The 20,822-nt window shown below is 62.2% G+C and carries 17 protein-coding genes and 2 pseudogenes; 10 read left to right on the top strand and 9 right to left on the bottom strand.

Annotated elements, in window-relative coordinates:
* Nucleotides 1-696: porin (locus tag A985_RS29420; RefSeq protein WP_232424663.1), on the top strand; the 696-nt coding region annotated here is incomplete at its 5' end.
* Nucleotides 697-805: 109 nt separating this feature from the next.
* Here the strand turns inward: A985_RS29420 and A985_RS0117245 are convergent.
* A complete protein-coding gene (locus tag A985_RS0117245; RefSeq protein ID WP_017234622.1) occupies nucleotides 806-2,308 on the bottom strand; it encodes a sigma-54-dependent Fis family transcriptional regulator in 1,503 nt (500 codons plus the stop codon).
* Between the two features lie 335 nt (nucleotides 2,309-2,643).
* Between A985_RS0117245 and A985_RS0117240 the strand changes: the two genes are divergently transcribed.
* The 3 genes from A985_RS0117240 to A985_RS0117230 all read left to right on the top strand — a co-directional run bounded on the left by A985_RS0117240 (nucleotide 2,644) and on the right by A985_RS0117230 (nucleotide 5,377).
* Nucleotides 2,644-4,044 carry a GntP family permease gene (locus A985_RS0117240; protein WP_017234621.1) on the top strand — a complete coding sequence of 467 codons (1,401 nt, stop codon included), beginning with the start codon at nucleotides 2,644-2,646 and terminating at the stop codon, nucleotides 4,042-4,044.
* 12 nt (nucleotides 4,045-4,056) lie between these two features.
* Nucleotides 4,057-4,833 (top strand): 3-hydroxybutyrate dehydrogenase, encoded by a 777-nt coding sequence (locus A985_RS0117235; RefSeq protein WP_026132076.1) that lies wholly within the window; start codon nucleotides 4,057-4,059, stop codon nucleotides 4,831-4,833.
* Between the two features lie 127 nt (nucleotides 4,834-4,960).
* Nucleotides 4,961-5,377: a cupin domain-containing protein gene (locus tag A985_RS0117230; RefSeq protein ID WP_017234619.1), complete on the top strand. Its 417-nt coding sequence runs from the start codon at nucleotides 4,961-4,963 to the stop codon at nucleotides 5,375-5,377.
* 27 nt (nucleotides 5,378-5,404) lie between these two features.
* On the opposite strand, the gene A985_RS0117225 is transcribed toward A985_RS0117230, so the two are convergent.
* Nucleotides 5,405-6,565, bottom strand: a complete 1,161-nt coding sequence (locus tag A985_RS0117225) for a methyl-accepting chemotaxis protein (protein WP_017234618.1) — start codon at nucleotides 6,563-6,565, stop codon at nucleotides 5,405-5,407.
* A gap of 898 nt (nucleotides 6,566-7,463) precedes the next feature.
* Here A985_RS0117225 and A985_RS0117220 point away from each other — a divergent pair.
* Nucleotides 7,464-8,138, top strand: coding sequence for a phosphoribosyltransferase (locus A985_RS0117220; RefSeq protein WP_017234617.1), 675 nt, complete (start codon nucleotides 7,464-7,466; stop codon nucleotides 8,136-8,138).
* A complete protein-coding gene (locus tag A985_RS0117215) occupies nucleotides 8,138-9,454 on the top strand; it encodes an erythromycin esterase family protein (RefSeq protein WP_026132074.1) in 1,317 nt (438 codons plus the stop codon). The genes A985_RS0117220 and A985_RS0117215 overlap by 1 nt, the downstream gene beginning before the upstream one ends.
* Before the next feature lie 194 nt (nucleotides 9,455-9,648).
* Here A985_RS0117215 and A985_RS0117210 read toward each other — a convergent pair whose 3' ends face one another.
* From A985_RS0117210 to A985_RS0117195, 4 genes are all read right to left on the bottom strand, one after another.
* A complete protein-coding gene (locus A985_RS0117210; protein ID WP_017234615.1) occupies nucleotides 9,649-10,437 on the bottom strand; it encodes a sulfite exporter TauE/SafE family protein in 789 nt (262 codons plus the stop codon).
* Between the two features lie 40 nt (nucleotides 10,438-10,477).
* Entirely contained in the window at nucleotides 10,478-12,145 is a 1,668-nt protein-coding gene (locus A985_RS0117205; RefSeq protein ID WP_017234614.1) for a bifunctional protein tyrosine phosphatase family protein/NAD(P)/FAD-dependent oxidoreductase, read from the bottom strand.
* A gap of 83 nt (nucleotides 12,146-12,228) precedes the next feature.
* Nucleotides 12,229-12,423, bottom strand: coding sequence for a DUF2892 domain-containing protein (locus A985_RS0117200; protein ID WP_017234613.1), 195 nt, complete (start codon nucleotides 12,421-12,423; stop codon nucleotides 12,229-12,231).
* 17 nt (nucleotides 12,424-12,440) lie between these two features.
* Nucleotides 12,441-13,316 (bottom strand): MBL fold metallo-hydrolase, encoded by an 876-nt coding sequence (locus A985_RS0117195; RefSeq protein ID WP_026132073.1) that lies wholly within the window; start codon nucleotides 13,314-13,316, stop codon nucleotides 12,441-12,443.
* Nucleotides 13,317-13,532: 216 nt separating this feature from the next.
* Here A985_RS0117195 and A985_RS0117190 point away from each other — a divergent pair.
* From A985_RS0117190 to A985_RS0117175, 4 genes and pseudogenes are all read left to right on the top strand, one after another.
* Nucleotides 13,533-14,667 (top strand): annotated as a pseudogene (locus A985_RS0117190) (sigma-54 interaction domain-containing protein); the annotation flags it as partial.
* Nucleotides 14,668-14,705: 38 nt separating this feature from the next.
* Nucleotides 14,706-14,843: a helix-turn-helix domain-containing protein gene (locus A985_RS29875; RefSeq protein ID WP_369751594.1), complete on the top strand. Its 138-nt coding sequence runs from the start codon at nucleotides 14,706-14,708 to the stop codon at nucleotides 14,841-14,843.
* A 298-nt stretch (nucleotides 14,844-15,141) separates the two neighbouring features.
* Nucleotides 15,142-15,444, top strand: a complete 303-nt coding sequence (locus A985_RS0117185; protein ID WP_017234610.1) for a hypothetical protein — start codon at nucleotides 15,142-15,144, stop codon at nucleotides 15,442-15,444.
* Nucleotides 15,445-15,720: 276 nt separating this feature from the next.
* Nucleotides 15,721-16,773 carry a sensor domain-containing diguanylate cyclase gene (locus tag A985_RS0117175; RefSeq protein WP_017234609.1) on the top strand — a complete coding sequence of 351 codons (1,053 nt, stop codon included), beginning with the start codon at nucleotides 15,721-15,723 and terminating at the stop codon, nucleotides 16,771-16,773.
* A 252-nt stretch (nucleotides 16,774-17,025) separates the two neighbouring features.
* Here A985_RS0117175 and A985_RS0117170 read toward each other — a convergent pair whose 3' ends face one another.
* The 3 genes and pseudogenes from A985_RS0117170 to A985_RS0117160 form a co-directional block, all read right to left on the bottom strand.
* Entirely contained in the window at nucleotides 17,026-19,035 is a 2,010-nt protein-coding gene (locus A985_RS0117170) for a methyl-accepting chemotaxis protein (protein WP_017234608.1), read from the bottom strand.
* Nucleotides 19,036-19,136: 101 nt separating this feature from the next.
* Nucleotides 19,137-19,394: pseudogene (locus tag A985_RS29870) on the bottom strand (CoA transferase); the annotation flags it as partial.
* 143 nt (nucleotides 19,395-19,537) lie between these two features.
* Complete coding sequence (locus A985_RS0117160) at nucleotides 19,538-20,692, bottom strand: porin (protein ID WP_017234606.1); 1,155 nt, start codon at nucleotides 20,690-20,692, stop codon at nucleotides 19,538-19,540.
* Nucleotides 20,693-20,822 lie beyond the last annotated feature (130 nt).

Genomic DNA, 20,822 nt, shown 5'->3' with positions numbered 1-20,822 from the left:
GTCTACACGACGCCAACGTATGCGGGCCTGCAAGCCAGCGTGATGTATGCGTTCGGCGGCCAGGCGGGCAGCACAGGCAAGGGCAGCACGATCAGCGCGGCCTTGCGTTACGACAATGGGCCGGTGTCCGTCGGTGCGGGGTATTTGCGCCTGAACAATGCGGCCACGACGACCGGGTTCGACAGTGCGTCGACGGGCTCTTTCGGCACGTCCGTGTTGAACCAGGGATATGTCAGCGCGCGGGCATTGGAGCAGTGGGCGGCGGCGGGCAACTATTCGTTCGGCAACTTCGTTCTCGGCGCGAACATCTCGCACGTCACATATCTGCCGGGCAGCCGTTCGATCTTCACCGACTCGGCGATCTTCAATACGGTGGGCGTGCTGGGCGTGTACAAGCTCACGCCGGCCTTCGACGTCGGCGCGGGCTATTCGTACACCGCCGCGACGAGTGCGAACGGCGTGACCGACAGCGCGCGTTATCATCAGTTTTCGCTGCGTGAGTACTACCGGTTGTCGAAGCGCACGGTGCTGTATGCGCTTCAGGCCTATCAGCACGCGAGCGGGCAGACGCTGGGCAAGAACGGGGCGGGGAACATCATCGCCGCCTCGCCGGCCGTCGGCGACTCGCAGAACCTGACCGGGTCGAGCACGTCCGGCCAGTTCGTCGGCATGCTGGGCATGGCCGTCATTTTCTGATCGTATTGCAACGTCCCCTGCGATACGTTGGAAGCAGCCTCGCCGGCATGGCTGCCGGCGGGGCTTTCGCACGTTCCGGCATCGAACGATCGTGGTTCGGCTGGCGCGGCTACGCGCCGATCTCAAGGAGTGCCATCTTTTTGTACAATGTGGCGCGCCCGATACCCAATCGCGCGGCAGCCTCCGCGACCCGCCCGCCTGCGGCACGCAACGCGTCGATCAGCAACTGTCGCTCGAACGCTTTCATCGCCTCGTCGTATCGCGGCACGTCAGCCGCGCCCGGATCGCCGCTCGCCTGACCGACGACCGCCTCCGCATCCGCCGCCCCATCGGGTTCGCTTTGCGCGCCGACGCCGTCGCCAATGAAGCGAGCCAATGAACGCGCGTCGATGCGCCCGCTCTCCGAGAGCAATGCCACGCGCTCGAGCGTGTTGTGCAATTCACGCACATTCCCCGGCCAGCGATAGGCCCTGAGTCGGCCGATGGCGTCTTCGTTCAATTCCAGATGCCCCGCATCACGGCGCGAACTCAATTTATCCAGAATCGCATATGACATGGCCTCGATGTCCGACGCACGCTCGCGCAGCGGCGGAACCCGAATCATCAACACGTTGAGGCGATAGTACAGATCGGCCCGGAACTTCCCTTGCGCGACCAGGTTCGGCAAATCCGCCGACGTGGCGGCGATGATGCGCACGTCCGTCTGGACGACACGGTTCGACCCTATCGGCTCGAATTCGCGCTCTTGCAAGACCCGCAACAGTTTGCCTTGCAGGGATAGCGGCATGTCGCCAATTTCGTCAAGGAAGAGTGTTCCGCCGTGTGCCAGTTCAAACTTGCCCGTTCGGCCTTTACGGTCCGCTCCGGTATAGGCACCGGCCGCTGCGCCGAAGAACTCCACTTCGAGCAGCGCATCGGGAATCGCGGCGACATTGACCGTGACCAGCGGCTTGTCTGCGCGCATGGATTCGCCATGAATCGCATGGGCCAGCAACTCCTTGCCGGTCCCGGTTTCCCCAAGCAGCAACACCGGCGAATCGAGCTGAGCGGCGCGACGCCCGAGGCGCTTGGTCTCCAGGCTTGCCGCACTGGTGCCGACAAAACTCGAAAAGCTGTATTTCGCCCGCCGCGCCTGCGCCAACGACTGGCGCGTCGCAAGGAGCTCCGACTGCAGTCGCGAGTATTTGCTGAACATCGGCGTCAACGCCTTCAGCTCGTCGAATAACGCGAATCCCACGGCGCCAATGGTTCCACCGCGCGAATCCCGAATCGGAAGCCGCGTGACCACCAGCGGCTCCTGCCCTGTCTCAAGAATATCGAGCAGGATTGGTCGGCCCGTCGCCACAACTTCGCGCATCAAACTATTGGGAATCACGGTTTCGCAATCCAGACCGATCACTTCATCGGGATTGGTGAATCCGAAGCGAGCGGCGTAACTGCGATTGATCCAGACAATCCGCGCATCGCCGTCGACGACCACGGTGCCCTCACTGGAATTGTCCAGCGTCTCGAACAGCGACTGCATGGCGTGCTTGCGAACGAATCCGTAATCGGAAAGCAAGCCTCTCGCCTTGCCTAGCGTGACGGTGTCCGGCGTTTTGTCATCAGTCATCTCGAAATCGCCATTTGTCCATATTTCGAGACGATTATTCCACAAACTGAGACGCCGGCTCTATCCGTGAAAACGCCTTCTCAACACTGATTTGTTGGGAATTTTGGGTATTGCAGCCCAAGCAACGCGCGCCGGCCGTCTCCAAATCGAGACAATCCAACTCCTTTCTGCCGCGCTTCGCTGTTCGTTTCGTCGGTCACTGCGGGGCGAGAACTGCCGGAGTCCTTCCCGATCAAGGACTTAAGCAACGAAGGCACGGTTATTGCGTAAGCGGCTGCCGGTCGTAAGAACTTCAGCCAGCACAGCAACGTGCAGGCAAACATACTGGAGACAAAATGTCGTTTCTCATCGTGCTCGCCGCATTGGCGTTTCTGATGTTTGTTGCGTATCGCGGCTATAGCGTGATTCTTTTTGCCCCGATCGCGGCGCTGGGTGCTGTGCTGCTGATCCAGCCCGACGCCGTTGCACCCGTCTTTTCCGGTATCTTCATGGAAAAGCTGGTCGGTTTCGTCAAGCTCTACCTGCCGGTATTCCTGCTCGGGGCCGTATTCGGCAAGGTCATCGAACTGTCCGGCTTCTCCGAGTCCATTGTTGCCGCTGCGATCAAGTACATTGGCCGCACACGGGCAAACGCCGTGATCGTCGCGGTGTGTGCGCTGCTCACCTATGGCGGCGTCTCCTTGTTCGTGGTGGTATTTGCCGTCTATCCGTTTGCAGCGGAACTCTACCGACAGAGCAATATCCCCAAGCGCCTGATGCCCGGTGCCATTGCGCTGGGGGCATTCAGCTTCACGATGGATTCGCTGCCGGGCACGCCGCAGATCCAGAACATCATCCCGACCACGTTCTTCAAGACCACGGCCTGGGCAGCGCCTGTGCTGGGGGTTGCCGGGGCGGTCTTCATCGTTGTGGTTGGCCTGAGCTACCTCGAGTGGCGTCGCCGCATTGCTGCGGCCAACGGCGAAGGCTACGGCGATTCGCTGCACAACGAGCCCGAGCGCGTGAACACCGAGAACCTGCCCAATCCCATTCTGGCCATTACGCCGCTGGTCCTGGTGGGCGTGGTCAATTACGCGCTCACCAAGGCGATTCCGCATTGGTATGGCGATCGCTTTGACGTGACCCCGGACATTCTTCCCGGCATTCATGCCCCGCTGACGATATCGATCAATGGCGTGGTGGCGATCTGGGCTGTCGAAGGCGCGCTGCTCACCGGCATTCTGCTCGTGCTGCTGACGGCCTTCGGCAAGGTGCGCCACCGCTTCGCGAACGGCACCAAAGCCGCCGTGTCCGGCGCCTTGCTCGCCACGCTCAATACGGCTTCCGAGTATGGATTCGGGGGCGTCATTGCCGCCCTGCCCGGCTTCCTCGTGGTCGCCAATGCGCTCAAGGGAATTCCCAACCCGCTCGTGAACGCAGCGGTGTCCGTCTCGACGCTCGCGGGGATTACGGGCTCGGCCTCCGGTGGCATGAGCATTGCGCTCGCCGCCATGTCCGACACGTTCATCAAGGCGGCGCAAACGATGCACATCCCGCTCGAAGTGCTGCATCGCGTGGTGGCGATGGCCAGCGGCGGCATGGACACGCTGCCGCACAACGGCGCCGTCATCACCCTGCTCGCCGTCACCGGACTGACGCACCGCGAATCGTACCGCGACATCTTCGCGGTGACGTGTATCAAGACGATGGCGGTGTTCTTCGTGATCGCGCTCTATTACACGACTGGATTGGTGTGAACGATGGATTCCATGACGACGCTGAACGGAAAAACCGCGCTTGTCACTGGCTCGACCAGCGGCATTGGCCTGGGTATCGCACAGGTACTGGCACACGCCGGTGCCAACCTCATTCTCAACGGCTTCGGCGACGTCGATGCCGCCGTCTCGACGATCGCATCGGAGGGTGCCGAGGTCATGCACCATCCGGCCGACATGCGTAGCGCCGAAGCCATCGACGCCATGTTCGCTGCGGCGCAGGATCGCTTCGGTACCGTGGACATTCTCGTCAACAATGCCGGCATTCAGCACGTGGCGCCCATCGAGACGTTCGACCTCGACAAATGGGACGACATCATCGCCATCAACCTGAGTTCGGCGTTCCACACGACCCGCCACGCGTTACCTGGCATGCGCGCTCGCAACTGGGGGCGCATCATCAACATTGCGTCGGTGCATGGCCTCGTTGGCTCCGCGGGCAAGTCGGCCTATGTGGCCGCAAAGCACGGATTGGTGGGGCTGACGAAAGTCACGGCGTTGGAAACCGCGAGGACCGGCGTGACATGCAATGCCATCTGCCCGGGATTCGTGTTGACGCCGCTGGTGCAGAAACAGATCGACGACCTGGCGCTGCGCGACGGCCTTTCTCCCGACGACGCGCGAGCTCGCCTGCTGGGGGAAAAGCAGCCGTCCGGCCAATTCGTGTCGCCCGAGGCGCTTGGCAACCTTGCCTTGATGCTTTGTTCGCCGCTGGCGTCTGAGGTGCGTGGCGCCACATGGGCCGCGGATGGTGGCTGGACCGCGCAATAGGCTTGGCCGGTGGTACGGGCCCTCGCAGACCGAGAGGCGCGATGGGCCCACGTGCTGTGACGTGAGTACAAGGCACGGCGACTTCGTATTCCTAACCCGCAGTTTTCATTGATTTGTCATCGACATCATGAACAGCAACGAAAGCCATTTTTCCCACGTCAAGCCGGGCGACACCGCATTTGTGAGCGGCGGTCTGCGCGACTTCTTCATGTATCGCGACCTTGGCATTGCCGACGCCACCGGCGGCAAAGTCATCGCGCATCTGGTTCGCGCCAATCAGGCACCCGAGGCGGGTACGGGGTGGCATATCCACGGTGCCGATTTCCATATCGTCTACATGCTCAAAGGCTGGGCCAAGTTCATGTATGAAGACAAGGAAACGCTCGTGGAAGCGGGCGATTGCGTGCATCAACGACCCGGCATCCGCCACTTCCTTTTCGACTATTCGCCGGATATGGAGTACCTGGAAGTGGTGGGCCCTGCGGAATTCACCAGCGTGGGCGTCGAGGGGCCGTGCGCCGTGCCCGCACCGGCGAAATGGTGACGTTCGCGACGACGCGGCTACACGCGGCTATGCGGCGATGGCAACCGCGAGGTGCGCTGACTCGGTAATCCTGAATGACGAGACCGCGGTTTTGAGCTTGGCCGCCTGGTCTTCGAGCGAGTGGGTCGCCGCGGCCGCCTGCTCGACCAGCGCGGCGTTCTGCTGCGTCACCTGGTCCATCTGCGTGACGGCCTGGCTGACCTGTTCGATGCCCCGGCTTTGCTCTTCCGACGCCCCGGCGATTTCGCCGACGATTTCCGTCACCCGCTTGATCGCGCTCTTGATCTCGTCCATCGCGGCGCTGACTTCGACGGCCTGTTGCGAGCCATCCTGAATCGTGGCGACCGACGAGGAAATCAAGTCCTTGATTTCCTTTGCCGCCGACGCCGATCGCTGGGCCAGGCTACGCACCTCACTGGCCACCACCGCGAAGCCACGTCCCTGCTCGCCGGCCCGCGCCGCTTCCACGGCGGCATTCAGCGCGAGGATATTCGTTTGGAACGCAATCCCCTCGATCACGCTCGTGATTTCGGAAATCTTGTTCGAGCTGCCGTTGATTCGCTCGATGGTGGCCACCATGGTTTGCACCGCGTTGCTGCCGGTACCGGCGATGTCCGTGGCGTTCGTAGCCAGTACGTTCGCCTGGCGTGCATTGTCGGCGTTCTGCTTCACCGTCTCGGTCAGTTGCGTCATGCTGGCGGCGGTCTGCTCCAACGACGCGGCCTGTTCTTCCGTGCGCGCGGAAAGGTCGAGATTTCCGGCCGCGATTTCGCGCGTCGCGGTGGCGACCGATTCGGTCGATACATTCACGGCGGACACAGTCGCTTCGACACGACGCATCAACTTGTCGAACGCCACGGCGGCGCGGCCGAACTCGTCCATGCGCGGGCTGGATGAGCGCTTTGACAGGTCAAGGGAGACCGCGATGTCCTCGAATTTTTTGCCCATGCGGTTCAACCCACCGCATACCACGCGGTTCAGATGCACACCGCAATAGATCGCGACGGCACCGCCCATCGACGCCACGGCGATCAGGCTCGTCAGCGACAGGCGGTATGACGACGACGCGTTCGCGTCGAGGCCCCAGAGCGAGGTGAGCGCCACCAGTCCGACGACCAACATCAGGGTTGCCCAGGCGCCGAAGGCAAGCATCAACTTGAATCGGATCGTGAAGACAAATCGCTGCACTTCTCTTCCTTCGTGAGTGGCGACGCGGCAGCGCCCTGAAACGTACCGCCAAGGGAGGCCGTACGACACAGGCTGATGCTTTTCGACGTGCTGTCGCGCGCGCTTGTTTTACCGGAATGCAGGGGGTTCGGCCTTCAGATCAGTCCATACAGGCCTGATATTTCGAAACGCGATCAAGGCATTGCCCCTTGCACTTGCTGTTTACGGCGGGGATGCAAGATCTTGCATACGCGTTTACCCGAAAACCCTGTCGAAGGTCGGGGGCGTGCGTGGATACAACAGAGACGTTGACCGAAACCATTCGCGTCGTTCCTGCACTGGAGTTCACCTCGGTCCCTAGAGCGCACACGACGTCGATCTACCGATCTCCCGAAGCGGGTCGCTTCATGGTCGGATCGACGGGCGCAGCGGGCCCACGTGCCCAGCCCCGACCACGCGATTTACTTTGGTGGGTTCGCGGAGGCGATGGTCGCGGCGAATCGCGTAATGCGCCCCTGCGTCATTCTTCACTCGGCCAAACGGGGCGAGAAACCCCGATTAGTGAGATAGCTCAGGTCGAGGCCCATCCGATGCGGTGGGCCGCTTCCATTCCCGATGCCCCACCGGTCGCCGGTGTCACGGCTTGCTGGGCGGCACGCTAGCGATCCAGTTTCACACGATCGTCGACGGGGGTCGAGATTGCCCCAGGTTGCAATCAGCGTCGGCAGGGGCGCCTCGTTGTACCACTTTGTTGATCAACCTCAACGATTGCCTCGACCGGACGCCCACAATTGGCATATGGGGAATCGCGCTCTCGGCGATCGCATCGCGCTTCGTGCCGAACCGCGTACCTCGAAGGGAGCGCCAACGTGGCGAACGCTCCCGTCGGAGCAAGGTCCACAGCCGAAGCGGTGATCTCATGAATTCGTACCGGGTGGGTAACGCGCCGCGATTTAGCGATCGCGCCGAGGCCGGAAGCGTGCTTGCACGACAACTGGCCCCATATGCGGGACGCAGCGACGTGATCGTACTGGCACTGCCGCGCGGTGGCGTGCCGGTTGGCTATGAGGTCGCGCACGCGTTGGGGGTCGAACTCGACGTGCTGGTCGTGCGCAAGCTGGGCGTGCCGCACTATCCCGAGTTGGCAATGGGCGCGATCGCGTCTGGCGGAGTACTTTACCTCGACGAACGAACGATCCGGACCGCCGGCATCACCCAGCCGGAGATCGTCGCCGTACTGAGCGATGAGCGCCGCGAACTGGCGCGACGGGAAGCGTTATACCGCGGGCATCGACCACCATTGAAAATAGAGGGGCGCACCGTCATCGTTGTCGACGATGGCATCGCCACCGGCGCCTCGATGCGCGTCGCCATCGAGGCGTTGCGTACTGGCAAGCCGGCGCGGATCGTTGTTGCCGTGCCGGTCGCACCGGAGGGCACAGCGGAACGACTGGATGGGCTCGCCGATGAATTCGTTTGCCCGCACAGCGAGCGCGAGTTCGGTGGCGTTGGCCGGTTCTATCGGGACTTTGGGCAGACGAGCGACGCCGAAGTACGCGCGCTCCTCGCCCGCGCACATCAGGATGTTCAATGATGCATCCCGCCACAACACCCTTTCTCGCCGTGCGCGAGCTCGCGCAACGGCTCAATGACAACGATGGCGATTACGATGCGTTGCTGGAGATGGCGCACGATCGCGAATTCGTGCTGCTTGGCGAAGCCACGCACGGCACGCAAGACTTCTACCGCATGCGAGCACAGATCACCCGCCGCTTGATCGTGGAGGGGGGATTCGACGCTGTCGCCATCGAAGGCGATTGGCCGGATACCTGGCGCGTGAACTGTTTCGTGCAAGGCGAAGGCGATGCCGATGCGGAGGCCGCACTTGCGGATTTCAAGCGCTTCCCTACCTGGATGTGGCGCAATCGTGAGATGCGAGACTTCATCCTGTGGCTACGTGAGCACAACGCCTCGCTGTCGCCCGAAGCACGGGTCGGCGTTTATGGACTCGACCTCTACAGCATGTACCAGTCGGCGGATGCGGTGATCCGCTATCTTGAGCGGGTCGATCCCGAGCAGGCTGCCATGGCGCGCGATCGGTACGCGGCGCTCGATCACGTGCGCGAGCCTCAGGCGTATGGGTACGCCACTGCGGTCGGCGCCCGGCCGGATGCCCGCGAAGGCGTGGTCGCCCAGTTACTGCAACTGCGGGCCGACGCGCGCCTCCATCTCTTGCAGGATGGCCTCGCAGCGCTCGATGCGCAGTTCTTTGCGCAACAGAATGCTGAAGTTGTCGTCGACGCGGAGAATTACTATCGGTCGATGTTCGGGCGGCGCCTGAATACCTGGAATCTGCGTGATGCGCACATGCACCGCACGCTATCCGCCCTCTCCCGTTATCGTCTACAGCGTGGTGGACGGGGGCGAATTGTCGTCTGGGCACACAATTCGCACCTGGGCGATGCACGCGCGACGGACTCCCATTGGCGCGGCGAGTGGAATCTTGGTCAACTGGTACGTGAAGCGGCCGGTGCGAAAGCGCTGCTGGTCGGCTTCAGCACCTACACGGGACACGTGTCGGCCGCGTCTCAATGGGACGGCGACGTCGAGCACAAGTGGGTGCGTCCGGCATTGCACGACAGCTATGAATACCTGTTTCACAGCACCGGGCTAGACCGGTTTTTCCTACCACTCAACGAGGTTGCGGCGGAGCCGCTTTGCGAAGCCATGCTTGAACGGGCGATCGGCGTGATCTATCTGCCTCAGAGCGAACGTGAAAGTCACTATTTCTGGACATCACTCGCCCACCAGTTCGATGCAGTGTTTCATCTGGACGAGACAAGCGCCCTGGAGCCGCTGGACGCGCCGCCGCACTGGCACCGGCGTGAGACGCCGGAGCAGGCGGCCTGAGTGCGATGAGGCGATACAGCGGTACCCGATGCCCGACGTTCAGTTGACTGGCTCGCTACGCTCCCGATAACCGCCACGTTCAACGTATCGGCTTCGCCACGTCGCGCTGAGGCCGCCAGTGCAGAACGCACCACTGTTTTCCGGATTCCGAAAGAGGCGCTCCGACGGATCTTCGCGGAACATCGGGGCAACGCTCAGATCGACTTGGCGATCAGACCGATCGAGACAATCATGCACACCACGGAAAACGCCTGCTTGAGATGGGAGGGATGCCATCGAGTCAGCAGTCTGCCGCCGACCAGCATGCCGGCCACCGCACCTGCCGAGAACGGCAATCCGATCGTGAGATCGAAATGGCCGCCGTAGATGCTGGTTCCGACACTCACCAGCGAGATCAGCGCGATCACAGCCAGCGAGGTCGCGATGACCGAGTGCATCGCCAGATCGGTAAAGCGTTGTAACGCCGGCACCATGACGAATCCGCCGCCCACACCGAGCAGGCCGGAGAGCACCCCCGCCACGCCGCCCATCACCGCGAGCCGGCTGGCGCAGCGCGGCGTCCAGACGAAGCGGCCGCTTTTGTCGCGCAAACAAGGGCAATCGGGCTGCACCGGCGCCAGCGACTTGCCGCGGCGGGCTTCCCATAATCCTTTGAGCGCCACCCAAATCATGATTGCCGCGAACAATAGCGTCAGATAGCGGGTATTCATGTGATGCGCCAACCATGAACCCAACGGCGTGAGCACAATGCCAATGGTGGCGATGAGCATTGCCGCGCGATAACGGACGATACCGGCGCGCACGCCCATCCATGCGCCCATGGCAGACGCGATGCCCACGGCCAGCAGGCCGATCGGACCGGCCTCCGGCACGCTCAGATGCCGGCCGAACACCAGCAGCGGAATCGCGAGGATACCGCCGCCGGCGCCGGTCAGGCCCATGACGCAGCCGACGATGGCGCCCAGCAACAGACTGACAGTCATGGCAAAGGATCTCGATGGGTTGTCATGGAACGAGCGCGCATCAGCCGACCATTTCCGGCTGTGCCATCCACTCATGGCCTTTGAGCATGCCTTCCCAATAGAGCGGCGGCAGAATGCGCTCCTTGAGCAGCCACGCCAGACGCGAGGGGCGCGTGCCGTCGATCAGCCAGGAAGGAAAGCTGGGCGCGAGCTTTCCACCGTACTTGAACTCGGCCAGCACGATCTTGCCGCGCTCCACCGTCAGCGGGCACGATCCGTAACCGTCGTAGCGTGCCTGCCCGCGTTTGAGGCCAAGGTTGAAGAGCACGTTGTGCGCCACCACCGGCGCCTGTTTTCGCGCGGCCGCAGCAGTTTTCGCGTTGGGCGAATTACTGGCGTCTCCCAGTCCGAAGATATTGCTGAAGTGCTTGTGCTGCAGCGTCTCCTGATCGACGTCGATCCACCCGGCGGGATCGGCCAGCGGACTGCGGCTGACGAAGTCGGGCGCCGTTTGTGGCGGCACCACGTGGATCATGTCGAACGGAACTTCGATTTTTCCGGCGTCGCCCTGGGCGGATGCCACGCTGAAGGTCGCAATCTTGCGTACGCCGTCGACGGCCGTCAGGTTGTGGCCGAAATTGAGATCGATGGCATAGGACTTCACATACTCCATGAGGGCCGGTACGTATTCCGGCACGCCGAACAGCGCATTACCGGCCGAGAAGAACTTCACGTGAGACTGGTCGAGCACACCGGCGCGTCGCCACGCGTCGCACGAGAGGTACATCGCTTTCTGAGGCGCGCCGGCGCATTTGATCGGCATCGGCGGTTGGGTGAACAGCGCATTGCCGCCTTTGAAGCGCTCGACCAACTCCCACGTGTAGGGCGCGAGATCGTAGCGGTAATTCGACGTCACGCCGTTGCGCCCCAGCGTATCCGTGAGCCCTTCGATACCCTCCCAGTTCAGTTTCAACCCCGGGCACACAATCAACTGCTCGTACTTCACGACCCGGCAGCCGTCGAGCAAGACCGCGTTGCGCTCCGGTTCGAAGCCTGCGACAGCCGACTTGATCCAGCGCACGCCGCGCGGAATCAGCGAGCCCATGACCCTGGCGGTTTGTGCGGGCTTGAATACCCCGCGGCCCACCAGCGTCCATCCAGGCTGGTAGTAATGCACGTCGGCGGGATCGATGATGGCGATGTCGAGGCCCGGCTGGCGGGCCAGCAGACTCGACGCCACGGATATGCCGGCCGCACCGCCGCCCACGATGACGACCCGGTGGGTCGAATCAGCGACAGTGAACGGCGTGGCAGCGGTCTGTGAGATCCGGCGCACCACCGCGCTCAGGTCGTAGCCGCACGCTTCGGCGCGCTTGAGGATTTCGCCGGTGGACAGGCGATCGGCGCGCGAGAGTCCCCACAGCGTCGTGCTTCGCATGCCACTGCGGCAATACGCAAGGATCGGCTTGGGCAACACGTCGAGCAGTTGATCGAACTGCGCGGCCTGTTCGTCGGAAACCCTGCCGGGTGTCACCGGCAAGTAGCGGATTTCCAGCCCTGCCGCCTGAGCCTGCTGCTCCACTTCGCGAAAGCTGGGTTGGTCGGCGGCTTCGCCGTCCGGCCGGTTGCAGATGATGGACTTGAAGCCGGCGGCAGCAATGTCCGGAACGTCGGCAGGCGAGACCTGCGCGCAGACGGACAATTGCGCCGTCAGTTGCTTGGTATTCATGGCGTGTCTCCTCGGTGACTATAGGTGCTTCGGCGTCGGCATTTCGGGGGCAAAGCCGCGCAGGTGCCGTCCGAGCGATGGGGTCAGCGACCCCGTGTCTTGCAACTGCTGATGCCGAACAGCGAGTAGAGCGGACAGAACCGGACCAGCCCGGTGATCGCGGCAATCAGCCCCAGCCACCCCCACCAGCCGATGGTCCCGGTGGCCGCAAGCATCATCAGCACCGCGCCGGCGACGATTCGCAGGCCACGGTCCACACCGCCCACATTGATATTCATGATGGCGCCTCGCGTTTTCAGACAGCGTTAAGGGGAATCTTCAGGTAGCGCACGCCATTGCCTTCCGCAGGCGGCAACTGCCCCGCGCGCATGTTGACCTGGACTGACGGAAGCAGCAGCGTCGGCATGTCCAGCGTCGCGTCGCGTGTCGTGCGCATGGCCACGAACTCTTCCTCGCTGATTCCGTCACGCACGTGAACGTTGTGCTTGCGTTCGTCGGCGACAGTGGTGACGAATTCCAGCTTGCGGGCGTTGGGTTGATAGTCGTGGCAGAGGTAGAGCCGCGTATGTGCCGGCAGGCTGAGGACCTCGTTGATGGAGTGGAACAGCGTGCGTGCATTGCCGCCGGGAAAATCGCAACGCGCCGTGCCGTAGTCGGGCATGAAGAGCGTGTCGCCCACGAAGGCGGCGATCTGGTCGCCTTCCTCGACCACGTATGTGATGCACGCGGGGGTATGCCCCGGCGTATGCATGACGCGGGCTTTCAGATCGCCGATCTGGAAGTGCTCGCCGTGCGCGAACAGGTGATCGAACTGACTTCCGTCGTGCGCGAATTCGCTGCCCGCATTGAACAGTTTGCCGAACACATCCTGCACCTGGCGGATATGCTCGCCAATGCCGATACGACCGCCCAGCTTCTGCTTGAGATAGGGCGCAGCCGACAAATGGTCGGCGTGAGCGTGGGTCTCCAGAATCCACTGCACCGTCGCGCCCAGCGCCTGAACCCGCTCGATAAGGTGGTCGGCGCTGTGTGTCGAGGTCCGGCCGGACTTCGGGTCGTAATCAAGCACAGTGTCGAGCAATGCGCATTGGTTTGTGGCGCGATCCAGCACGATATAGCTGATGGTGCTGGTCGCCGGGTCGAAGTGACCCTCGATGTACAAGTTCTCCATGATCTCCGCCTCATGAATCAATCGAATGTCTGATAACTATCAAAATTCGTGCCAACTCACGAAATTCCATTAACCCAATGATTTAAATAATAAAAATTTAGTTCTCGGATGAGACCGAGCGATTTCTGTCGCTCGTGACAGTGCCATTTGGCAGTGGCATACTGCCAAATGGCAGTACTGGCAGTCGTTGCCGGTCGACTATCGCGAGCATCCGCCATGCACCCCGTTCCCGAAGTTCTTCAGGCCTTTCAGGTCCAGGCCCTGATTTCCTATCTCGATCACGAATCCGCGCCCATGATCGTGATGAACACCGATTACGAGATCCTGGCGGCCAATACGGCCTACAAGCGCCAGTTCGCGACGGCAGGAAAGCCTTACGTCGGCCACAAGTGCTATGCGATGTCGCACCATTACGCGGTGCCCTGCGATCAGGCCGGCGAGCATTGCCCTATGCAAAGCGCGCTGATCAGCAAGGGGCCGGATCGCGTTCTCCACATCCACCACACGCCGCGGGGTCCGGAGCATGTCGACGTTGAACTCCGGCCGATCGTGGACAGCCATCATCAAGTGGTTGGATTCGTCGAACGGTTGCAGACCGTACGACACGCGTCGGTGCAAGCCAGTCGTCAGGGGCTGGTCGGCAAGTCGCCCGCGTTCAATCGCGCCCTTGGCGAACTGCAGCGGGTGGCGACTGCCGAACTGCCGGTGCTGCTGCTGGGAGAGTCTGGCAGTGGCAAGGAGTTGTTTGCGCGCGCGTTGCACGAGGCGAGCCAGCGCTCGCGCGGCCCGTTTGTGGTGGTCGACTGCTCGGGGCTGACCGAAACCCTATTCGAGAGCGAACTGTTCGGCTACGAGAAGGGGGCATTCACCGGCGCGCATACGCGCAAGGCCGGACTCGTCGAGACGGCAAAAGGCGGCACCATTTTCCTCGACGAGATCGGTGACGTACCGCTGGGGATGCAGGTCAAGCTGTTGCGGCTGATCGAGTCGGGCACCTACCGCCGGGTCGGTTCCGTCGACACGCAACAGGCGGATTTCCGTCTGGTCGCCGCCACCCACAAGCCGCTGCAAACGATGGTGGCCGAAGGCGCGTTTCGACAGGATCTCTATTACCGGATCAGCGCTTTCCCCATTCACCTGCCCGCGTTACGGGAGCGGCGAGACGATATTCCCCTGCTCGTGGAGTCGCTGCTGCAGCGAGGCGGCAAAGAACCCGATCAACGACTGCATACTTCGCCGGAGGCCATGGCGCAACTCGTCCGATACGACTGGCCAGGCAACATCCGGGAATTGCGAAACGTGCTTGAGCGCGCGCGTCTGTTTGCCGACGACGGCGTGATCAGGCCCGAGCACCTCGCACTTGACGTGGCAACAACCCGCCAGACGGAGATGCGCACGACTGGCGGCGAGGTCGATCTCGCCACGGTGGTTCGCGATTTTCAGGGCACACGCAAGGCGTTGGCGGCCCATCTGGGGTTGAGCGAGCGCACCCTGTATCGGCGCCTGAAAGCCGAAGGATTGGCGTGACACCGGCATTGCCCGCCGGTTACGCCGCGCGGGTTCGAATCGAACGCGACGTCCGGCTTCGCGGAGAAGCGGGAAACCGGCGGCGGGAGCGGGAAGCGGGAAGCGGCTAGGGAGTGACGCACTCGTGTTTTCAACCCGTCGTACGTCGCGAGCGTTTTTGTCGGTAGCCGATACGTTTCGAGTGTCGACACATCGGCGAAGTTATTCGGAAGTTACTGAAACTCAAGGCTCGATACTGCTGCGATGATGAGCTTGGCCGATAGCTCGGCTGAACCCGCGCACATCACAGGAGACCTTGATGAGTACTTCAGAGAATGACGACGGAAAGGGCTGTGCAGATGCAGGAGATGACGGACGCGACATCCCGAAGTCGCTAGCACGTGAAGGACACGTCGTCTGGTTCTACGAACACAGGAAATACCTCGGCTTCGAGTGGGACGAACTGGCAAGGGAAATCAAAAAGTCCGCGGTTGCCGATCCGGAGCACGCCATCTATTTCGACACCTTGGCACATGCCGTGGTCGCGTCGGACAAATTGATTAGCCCGAGTCTTATCCTCTACTCGCCGGGCAAGGGGCTGCCGCCGAAAGTGAGGGGGTAGCTGTAGCGGAGGCCCGTCTGCGGCGGCGGGTCTCGCTTCTTCATGTCCAATTTCCCGACTACATGATGGGCGCCATATCCGCGCGCAACTCAAATTCGGGGCGACGTCGCACCGAATCGGCAGCAGCCCAGTTTGCCTCAACCTCGGCGACAATTGGAAACGTGCGGTTGTTGGCAACCGATGACTTGCGGGTCTGCAGGCGATCAATCTTCGCGCTGTGCTCAGGACCCTGCCGCACCTGCCGATAATGGATTTACAGGGTATTGGAAGACCACAATGAGTCACGAAGAAAAGGATTTAGCTCCGAGCTCGCTTCAAGCCGCATTCCTGCGCCACGAGGACAGCCTGGTATCGTCCGGACACCAGCCCGGCGAGGACAACCCCGCGGTTTATCGCACGTTGCTCGAGTCAACCCGAGCGATCCCCTGGAAGATCGACTGGGCGACAATGCAGTTCACCTATATCGGCCCGCAGATTGAGAAACTGCTTGGCTACGCGCCGTCGACGTGGAGAACGGTCGAGGACTGGGCCTCTCGGATGCATCCGGAGGACCGTGAAGCGGTTGTTGAATTTTGCGTCGCACAGTCGCAAGCGGGCGCCGATCATGAGGCGGACTATCGCGCGCTGACTGCGGACGGCGGGTATGTGTGGATTCGCGACGTTGTCCACGTCGTGCGCAAAGCGAACGGTGACGTTGACGCGCTAATCGGCTTCATGTTCGACATCAGTGAACGTAAGCGCACCGAGGCCCGGCTCGCGGAACTCCAGCGCGAATTGGAGCGGCTCTCGTTGTCAGACAGTTTGACCGGGGTCGGCAACCGTCGCATGTTCGACACGATCATTGCCCGCGAATGGGCGAGCGCGGCGGCATCGGGCAACCCGCTTTCGCTCGTGATGGTCGACATCGATTTCTTCAAATCGTACAACGATTATTACGGTCATCTTCAAGGCGACGAATGTCTGAAACGCCTCGCGCGCGTGCTCGAAGAGGCAGTTGGGCCGAATGCGTTTCTGGGCAGGTTTGGCGGGGAAGAATTCATACTCGTGCTCGCCGACACGAATGCCGATGACGCCGTGCGTGTCGCGGAGCGTTGCCGCGCGCTGATCGCGGAGGAAGCCATCGCTCACCTGCGCTCCCCGCACGGTCAGCGAGTGACGGCAAGCTTCGGGGTAGCCACCGTCGTGCCGACCGGAGACATCGATATCACCGCGTTTATCAATCTGGCTGATGCGCAGCTCTATCAGGCAAAAGACCAGGGACGCAACCGAATTGCGGCGGTAGACCGAGCACGCATCGGCGGCGAAGGATACAAGCGGCAGTCGCGCTGATCCGCTGGATTGGGTGCGGCGGTTGTTTTGGCGTGGCGTTATGTGTTCCGCCGGGCTGATCCTCGCGACTGGGCGTCGTCGGGCGTCCCTGCGGCGCCCCGCACCCGGGGGCGAATTGACCAAGCGCGGAAAAAGCAGAACGGAACGAGGACCGCTTGACTCGCTCATGCCCATCAAGCTTTCCCACCTTGCGGCACAACCGGTTAGCTCGTGGCTGGAATCCGAGGTGCCGGTTGGTCTCACCAGCGCCGCCTACGCCTTCCGCATGCTCGAGGCGTTTGCCAGGTGGTGTGAGGGCGAGGACAGGTACGCAGGCATCCTTCCGTCCGACACCTTGAACACATCCACCGCGCGCTTGAGCAGCGCGGCCTGTTCGCTCATCGACTGGGTGGCCGCCGTCGCCTGCTCGACGAGCGCCGCGTTTTGCTGCGTGACCTGGTCCATCTGGACCACCGCCGAATTTACCTGCTCGATGCCCTTGTGCTGTTCGTCCGAGGCGGCTGCGATCTCGCCCATCAGATCCGCCACGCGGCGCACGGCGGACACCACTTCGTTGATCGTCCGGCCGGCTTCGTCCACGTGTTCGGCGCCGGCGCTCACGTGATCCACCGACTCGTTGATGAGGTCCTTGATCTCCTTCGCGGCCGTGGCCGCGCGCTGCGCCAGGTTGCGCACTTCGTTCGCGACCACCGCGAAGCCGCGCCCCTGTTCGCCGGCCCGGGCGGCCTCCACGGCCGCGTTGAGTGCGAGAATATTGGTCTGAAATGCGATGGATTCGATCGTGGCGGTAATGTTGGCGACTTTCGTCGAGCTGTTCGAAATATCGCGCATCGTGTGAACCACGCGCCCCACTACCTCGCCGCCGCGCGCAGCGATTTCGGATGCGTGGGCCGCGAGCGTGTTGCCCTGTCTCGCGCTTTCGGTGTTGTGACGAACCGTCGACGTCAGCTGTATCATGTTCGCCGCGCTTTCTTCAAGTGACGCGGCTTGTTCTTCCGTTCGCGAACTAAGATCCGCGTTGCCGGCAGCGATCTGCGCCGACCCCGTGGAAATGGTTTCCGCTCCCGTGCGAATCCGGGCAACCATGCTGGCCAGGCTGCTGTTCATCGCTTTCAGCGCCTGCATTAGCTGGCCGGTTTCGTCCGTGGTGGCCACTTCGATATGACTCGTGAGATCCCCGTCGGCCACACGATTCGCCAAGGCCAGCGCATTACGGAGCGGCCCCGTGATGCGGCGTACCACAATACTGGACAAAACGATCGCGATGAGCAGCATCATGCCAAGCAGTCCGACCTGGACCAGCATCGCGCGATGCACGCGGTTCGAGCGCAGGTCGAGTTGTGCCTTAAGGCTGTCGAGCGCGCGGGCTTCGAGCGCAAAGAGCGGGTCCAACGCGCCCGTGAAGGTTTTGATGTAGTCGATTGCCGCGTAGTGGATCGCGTCGGCACTGACGATCTCTCGGGTCGCCAGATCAAGGGCCGCGCGAATCGACGTATTGGCGCGATCGAGCTCGTCCGCGAGCGCGGCACTGAGTCCGGGCTCCGCGTGAAAGGCCTTGTCAAAGGCCTTTCTCAGATCGTCGGCCTGATCCGATGCAGCGTTGGCCAGCGAGGCGAGCATGGCCCGTTCCGTCGGGCTCGCGTCTCCTCTGGCCAGTATTCCGGCGCCCCGGGACCGCGTGAGGCTCAGCGTTGCGGTGGCCTTCGGCAAGCTCACGAGTGCCGCCCGCACGAGATAGTGCGTCCCCACCTCGGGATCGAGCGCGAGGCCGCTGTCGTCGAGCAGGAGATCAAGAAGGGAGAGGTATTGTTCAATGATCTCCGTGTGGCGCATAGTGGATTCCTTGTCGCTGAGCTTGCGCGCGTCGACTGCCGCTGCAATCTCACGCCAGTTCGCGACCGCACTTTCCCAGGCACGCATCATGTCGGGACGGCGCGTTCGTGCCTTCAGATCCTGGTCGATGCGGGCGATGGCCTGGTCCATCGCTGCCCGCGTCGCTTCGCGACTCGCGGCGACGGCGTTGTTGCCGCCCAGCAGCGTGGCGGCTTGCGCCCGGTGCTGCAGCGTCAGCTGAATCAATGACAGGAGCGCGCGTGCGGACTCGAGGCCGGCCTGTTCGATGCTGTCAGCGCTCACGGCGTTCAACGATGACTTGACCTGGAGGTACGTTGGGACGCCTATGGTGGGCAGAATCAGGATTCCCAACAGGAGAAGCTTTCGGGCGATAGGCAGGCGATCAATAAACGATATCAACAATTTCATGATTTCCGAGAGCAGACGTTTCGAAAGCGGTCAGCGCGCGCCAGCGCGCCGAAACGGGTAGGGCGGATGCCAGGCGCGGGCAGTGCATCATCCTTGCCGGCATACGCGTCGCCGGTCACGCTCATCACGCCGGACCGGAAATTTTCAAGCACGACGTCCGCGCTCGCACGAGGCGCCGGAAAATCGCCTTGCCGTCATCGCTTTTGGTTCAGCGAGCGCTTGCCAGCGTTCTGCGAGAGAAAGGAGGTGCCCATGCCGCGCCGGTTCAGCGCGGTGTCGGCGTCGAGCAACGCGAGCTGATAGCCCGCGAACGGGCCGGGCAGCACGTTGGTCAGATCGAGCACGCGCACGCTGCTCATGACTATCCCGACTAGATTTCGACTGTATTCGCGTTGTGCGAATTTCACCGCTTCGACGCCTCCGTTTCGCCGGTTCCGGCACGTTGCGGAGGCGTCGTTTTTCAAGCGGGTGAAGTCAGGCGCGATGCGACTGAGGGCGCGCTTTAGAACACGTGACGAATGCCAGTCACGACCACCGTCTGGTTTCCGTTGCTCGACGGCGCCAGCAGGTACGTAACGGCTTTCGCGTCGGTCGCACGCTGATAGGTGGTAAAGACGTAGACGTTGGTACGCTTCGACAACAGATAGTTGATGCTGATCTGCCCCATGTTCCAGTGCGGAGCCGCGTCGATACCGCCGCCGTATTGCCCCTTCGTGTAAACATAGCCCGCGCCGAGCACGAGGAACGGCGTGATGTCGTAGGTGACGTTGATGTCAAAGTTGTCGAGATGCAGCGACGTGTGGTCGCGATAGTCGTACCGCACGTCCGTGACGACGCCGCCCAGGCGCAGCTTGCCGAACGTGTATTGCGCGCCGCCGCCGAATACGCGCTGACGGCTCACGCCCGCGTTCCTGTTGATCGGGCTGGTATGGAACAGCAGGAACGGCGGCCCGACGTAATCGTCGGTGACCGCGCCGTTCGGATTAAGCGTCGCGCCCGGGTAATTCGTATTCAGGCCGACCAGCGCCAGCTTGAGCGGCCCGTTGTCGTAGGCCACGCCCGCGCTCACCGAGCGATTCACGGACCACTGGCCGGGCGCGTTGCTCATCGCGTACATGACCGACCCACGCAAGCCGTTTACCGTCGGCGACTGGTACTTGATCGCGTTGTTGTAGCGATACGATCCGAACAGATTGTCGTTGTCGCCGATATGGGTGGCGAGGCCCAGCGCGGCAACCGGCGCTTCGAAACGGTCGAGATAGTCGAACGGGATGTCGTACTGGCGACCGAGCGTCACCGTACCCCACGACTTATCGCTCAGGCCGACGTAGGCCTGGCGTCCGAACATGCGTCCACCTTGCTGGAATTGGCCGTTGGTGATGTCGAAGCCGTTTTCGAGCGTGAAGATCGCGTTGAGACCGCCGCCCAGATCTTCGACGCCGCGCAGGCCCCAGCGGTTATTCTGCATCGTGCCTGCAATCATCTGGACGGACGAGCTTCCGCCCACGTTACTGACCCATCCCACGCCCGTGGAGATAATGCCGTACAGCGTGACCGAACTCTGTGCGTGCGCAGCCTGGGCGCCAAAGAGCAAGGTGGCGAGGGACGCCATAGCTGCGCTCCGGCGCAGCACGGCGTTGGGTGACTTCGAATTCATATGCGTCTCCAATGCGTAGTTATAAGAGTGGACTGCAATACGAAAAGCGGATTGCCCGAAAGCAGTCGCGCTACGTGCCTGATTTAAACGGCCCGTTCCGGAAAGTGCTGCATCAGGCTGTTACTTTTTC

This window comes from Pandoraea sp. B-6 (assembly GCF_000282835.1).
GTDB lineage: Bacteria > Pseudomonadota > Gammaproteobacteria > Burkholderiales > Burkholderiaceae > Pandoraea > Pandoraea cepalis.
Note: the sequence above shows the minus strand (reverse complement) of the source record. Positions and strands in the feature narration are given on the sequence as shown.